The sequence below is a fragment of the Novosphingobium cyanobacteriorum genome, from assembly GCF_029436685.1.
In the GTDB taxonomy this organism is placed as follows: domain Bacteria; phylum Pseudomonadota; class Alphaproteobacteria; order Sphingomonadales; family Sphingomonadaceae; genus Novosphingobium; species Novosphingobium cyanobacteriorum.
In genome coordinates, this window is sequence record NZ_JAROCY010000056.1 from 1 (window position 1) to 4,311 (window position 4,311).

General features: G+C 60.8%; 5 protein-coding genes. 4 read left to right on the top strand and 1 reads right to left on the bottom strand.

Going from position 1 to position 4,311, the window contains the following annotated elements; translation table 11 throughout:
- Window positions 1–86: 86 nt before the first annotated feature.
- The 4 genes from POM99_RS22020 (at window position 87) to POM99_RS22035 (ending at window position 3,290) form a co-directional block, all read left to right on the top strand.
- Window positions 87–1,343 carry a tyrosine-type recombinase/integrase gene (locus POM99_RS22020; RefSeq protein ID WP_277280937.1) on the top strand — a complete coding sequence of 419 codons (1,257 nt, stop codon included), beginning with the start codon at window positions 87–89 and terminating at the stop codon, window positions 1,341–1,343.
- The gene (locus POM99_RS22025; RefSeq protein ID WP_277280939.1) at window positions 1,340–2,575 is read left to right on the top strand and encodes a site-specific integrase; all 1,236 of its coding nucleotides are present in this window, start codon (window positions 1,340–1,342) and stop codon (window positions 2,573–2,575) included. Before POM99_RS22020 ends, POM99_RS22025 begins: the two co-directional genes overlap by 4 nt.
- 96 nt (window positions 2,576–2,671) lie before the next feature.
- On the top strand, window positions 2,672–2,974 hold the full coding sequence (locus tag POM99_RS22030; RefSeq protein ID WP_277280941.1) for a type II toxin-antitoxin system RelE/ParE family toxin: 303 nt from the start codon (window positions 2,672–2,674) through the stop codon (window positions 2,972–2,974).
- On the top strand, window positions 2,961–3,290 hold the full coding sequence (locus POM99_RS22035) for a helix-turn-helix domain-containing protein (RefSeq protein WP_277280942.1): 330 nt from the start codon (window positions 2,961–2,963) through the stop codon (window positions 3,288–3,290). Before POM99_RS22030 ends, POM99_RS22035 begins: the two co-directional genes overlap by 14 nt.
- 504 nt (window positions 3,291–3,794) lie before the next feature.
- Here the strand turns inward: POM99_RS22035 and POM99_RS22040 are convergent.
- Window positions 3,795–4,311 (bottom strand): hypothetical protein (locus POM99_RS22040; protein WP_277280944.1); only part of this gene is annotated, 517 nt, incomplete at its 5' end.

Sequence of the window (4,311 nt, forward strand, 5' to 3'; positions counted from 1 at the left end):
GCACACCGTACGCCGCCATGCGGCAGAAAGAGATTGTTAAGCAATAGGTTACGCGAAGTTGTTCCTCTACAAAGAGGAGCAAGTCAATGCAAGCAAATGGCTATCTGCTACCAGCGAATGAAGCCACGAATCATGCCGCAACACGATCCGGTGAAGGGCGCGGGAGTGGTGAAAAGGCAAAGCCGTCCAACCGGGTTAGGCTCAACGGCAACATCGTCCGACGCAAACCGGGCAAGCGCATCCGCGAGTATTGGGATGTTGACCTGCCGGGCTTTGGCCTGCGGGTAAATCCTGGCGGCAGGCGGACATGGTTCGTGCTGTTCCGCCAGCGCGGCAAGCTGCGGCGGGTTTCGCTGGGGACCTCCCGCGACATCTCACCCGCCACAGCCCGCCGCCTCGCGAGGGCGAAGCTGGCAGAGGTCACACTCGATGGGTTGCCGACGCGCAAGAAGGCCCGCGCTGCGCAGAAGAGCGATGCACCTTTGCTGCGCGACTACGCCGAACGCTTCTGGGCCGACTACGCGCGGCACTGGAAGCCTTCGACCCGCAAACGCAACGAGTGCGCCATCTTCAAGGAAATCCTCGGTGCGTTTGGCGATCGGCGCGTCGACGATCTGGCGAAGGGCGACATCCTGTTCTGGCGCGACAGCTTTGTCGAACGCCCCGGCGTGTTCAACCGCACCTTGCCGGTGTTCTCGGTGATGATGGGATACGCGGAGCGCCTAGGCTTGCGTGCCCGTGGTTCCAACCCCTGCAAGGGCACGCCGCGCTACAAGCGCAAACCGATGGAGCGGTTTCTGTCGCCACATGAATACGCGCGGCTAGCCACGGCATTGCGGGACTACGAGGCGGAGCAGCCGCTCTATGTCACGGCGATCCGCCTGCTGATCTTCACCGGCGCACGTTGCGGAGAGATCGAGCAACTGCGCTGGGAATGGGTTCAGGAACCGCGCCTGATGCTGCCTGATAGCAAGACCGGAGCGAAGATCGTCTATCTCAACCGGCAGGCTATCGATGTGATTGAATCGCTCCCAGACCGGAAAGCAACCGGCCTGCTGTTTCCCTCGTTCCGCAATCCCGACAAGCCGATCACGCTCGGCATCCATTGGTCGAAAATCCGCAATTGTGCAGCATTGCCGGATGTGCGCCTACATGACCTGCGCCACAGCTTTGCCTCGGTCGCGATCCGGGACAACATCTCGCTCATGGTCATCGGCAAGCTGCTGGGCCATGCGCTGGCAGAAACGACGACCCGATACGCGCACCTGTCCGACGAGATCGTCGCCGATGCCGCCGAGCGCGTATCCGGCTCCATCGCGCGCCTGATCGGAGTGGGGCAATGAACGCGCTGACCCTGCGTGGGATCGTCGCCGAGGAGCTTGGCAGTCTCCGGCTCCATGCGATTGGCAAATGCGGCGGCCTGGGCGAGCTACGCAAGACGTGCTGGACGCGCGAACTGCCCGGCTTTGGCACCCGACATTATGCCAGCGGACGCAAGGTCTATGTCGTCCAGGCACGGATGGAAGGGCGCACCCGCACGGTGACGATCGGCAACGCCAAGGTGCTGAGCCGTGCGCAGGCGATGGATGTGGCGCGTCGCGTCCTGCTCCGCGCCCAGACCGGCGAGAATCCGGCGGAGGAGCGCAAGCGGCTGCGCAAAGTTCCATCCTACCGGGACTTTCTCACAACCTACTGGGAGCGCGTCTCGCCCAAATGGAAACCGTCCACGCTCTACACCCACCGTTACTACAAGCGGAAATATCTCGACCGGGCATTCGAAGGCCTGTTCCTCGACGAAATCGAGGAACGCTATGTGCAGGAATGGTTCAACCGGATTACCAACACCGGTGGCCCCGGAGCGGCCAATCGTTGCGGTGAAATCCTGCGCGCCATGTTCAACAAGGCCGAGCAATGGGGCGTGCGGCCCGAAGGCTCGAACCCCTGCCTCTACATCCGCAAGAACAAGGGGCGGAAGTGCGAGCGCTTCCTGTCCGATCAAGAGTTCAAGCGAATTGGCGAAGTGCTCGACCGGCACCGCAAGGCTTTCCCGCTGCATTGCGCCGCGATCAGCCTGCTGATCCTGACCGGCTGCCGCAAGTCGGAGATCACCTGCCTCAAATGGGGCGAGGTACGAGGGAGGCGCTTGCTGCTGACCGACAGCAAGACCGGCCCGCGCACGGTCTGGTTGGCGGAAGCGGCTGCAACCATTCTCCACGCCCTGCCGCGCCGTGAGAAGCAGAGCTATGTGTTCTGGAACCCGGCCACCCAGCGCCCGATCACCGATATCGGCAACTTGTGGAGCAAGCTGCGCGACGAGGCGGGCCTACCCGGCGTCCGCATCCACGACCTGCGGCACAGCTTTGCCAGCCATGCCGCCGCCCATTCGGAAACCCTGCCGATGATCGGCAAGCTGCTGGGTCATGCCGATGTGCGCACGACGACCCGCTATGCCCATCTTGACGATGGGCATGTCATCGAGGCAGCGCGGCGCATCGGCGACCAGATCGAGCAAAACATGAGCGGCTCATATTCATTGAGCCGTAACACTAAGTATGATAGTGGGCCGTTGCTGTGAGCCTCAAGAACCCGCGCATCCGCATCTACGCCAACCGCTGGTTCGCTTGAGTATCCGGCAAAGGAGAAGATCAGCGATGTCACGCTTGCTGATGCCGTGCATCGGGCCGAATCCGGCCTGATCGATGCCGACCTCGGCAGCGGCCTTATCAAGCAGCGCATCGCGCGCCAGGGCGGAGGCAAATCCGGCGGTTATCGCTCGATCCTGATCTTCCGCTCGGGCGAGCGGGCCATATTCATGTTTGCCTTTGCCAAGAGCGACAAGGCGAACCTGAGTGCGGCGGAACTGAAGGTCTATCGCAAGGCGGCCAGCATCATGCTGGAGCTGGACGAGGACCAGATCGAAACGGAAGTTGAAGCAGGCCGATTGGTCGAGGTGAAAGACGATGAGCAAGGCTAAGGCAAAAACCTACAAGAGCGAGGCGATGGCTGCGGTCCACGAGATGATGGAAGGCCTCCGCGACGCGGGCAGCATCGACAAGCGCACCATGCGCGAGTTCGATGAGGCCTGCCTTGCGCCTGCGCCGGTTCTGTCACCGGACGAGATCAAAGCGATCCGCGAGGCGGAGCATGTGTCGCAGTCGGTGTTCGCGCGCTATCTCAACGTGTCGAAGAACCTTGTTTCCGACTGGGAGCGCGGGGCGAAGAAGCCGGGAGGCCCGGCGCTGCGCCTGTTGTCGATCATTCAGCGCAATGGGCTAAACGCGGTGGCTTGAGCATCGGTAAGCCGCAAGAAAACACTCGCTACTGCGCCAAGATAAACCTGACTCGCGTCTCAATGGTTGAGCCTTGAGCAATTGCGATGGCTCGGCACAGCACCGTCATAAGCCTGTCACCTGTTCTCATGAACGCGCAAGCCGACGCTCGATTAGCGGGGGTAAGAGGCTGAGCCCCGGGCATGAGATATATCCGTTCGATCGAAACCATGTCTCGAGAATTCATAGGGCCTGCAAAGCCGAGAATCTGGTCGCGACCATCCTCGCTTTTACCGGAGAATTGAATCATCACCGAGCCGTTGTTCGGATGAAAAGACATCACCGCATTGGTGCACGCAAACCCCGTCGTCTCATTGTCGATGATCACACCTGAATCGGACGAACATTGCCCCTGAAGCACAGATACGTCCTCAGGGACTTGCGCGCTTGAGGTACCTGCGCCTGACGCGGCTACGATGGCAGCGCCGATACAGAAGGCTCTCAGTACTATAGAGGTCTTCGGCATCAATTGCCCCCCAAACGCGCTTCGATGTCGCGCTGAAAATCCATCTCATTTGCAGAACAAGAAATCGTGACTGCCCCGTTGACGGGTTGCATGGCTAGGTCGTTGTCACCCTCCTCAAACTGAGGGCCAGGCACTAGTCGGCGAGGTTGGATGATTTCCCCTCGGCTATCCACCCAAGATTCTTGCGTGTGATCCGGCAAATATTCAGCCTCGGAAACGCCAAGGCGGGCAAATTTGTCTCGAAGCTCCTCGGCCGAACCCATTACAGTTACGGAAATGTGGTTAGGGGGAGCCGTGCCAGGGCCGCGCCCAAACGGAGCCATCGCCCCTCCACTCGGATCGGCTTGCCACCCACCCAGCCTGACGACTTGATGACCCAGAAATGTCATCGGCTTGACGGGGACGAAAAGGCGGATGCCGTCACCACCGTCATTCGTATTGGCGACCGTGTGACTGTGTAGCATCGCGGAAATGACGACCCCTGCCTGAGCTGGGTGACGGCAACTCAGTTGCTCA

Coding starts and splice junctions, on each gene's coding strand:
- POM99_RS22025 (WP_277280939.1), top strand. CDS start 1,340: ATGAACGCGCTGACCCTGCGTGGGATCGTCGCCGAGGAGCTTGGCAGT.
- POM99_RS22020 (WP_277280937.1), top strand. CDS start 87: ATGCAAGCAAATGGCTATCTGCTACCAGCGAATGAAGCCACGAATCAT.
- POM99_RS22035 (WP_277280942.1), top strand. CDS start 2,961: ATGAGCAAGGCTAAGGCAAAAACCTACAAGAGCGAGGCGATGGCTGCG.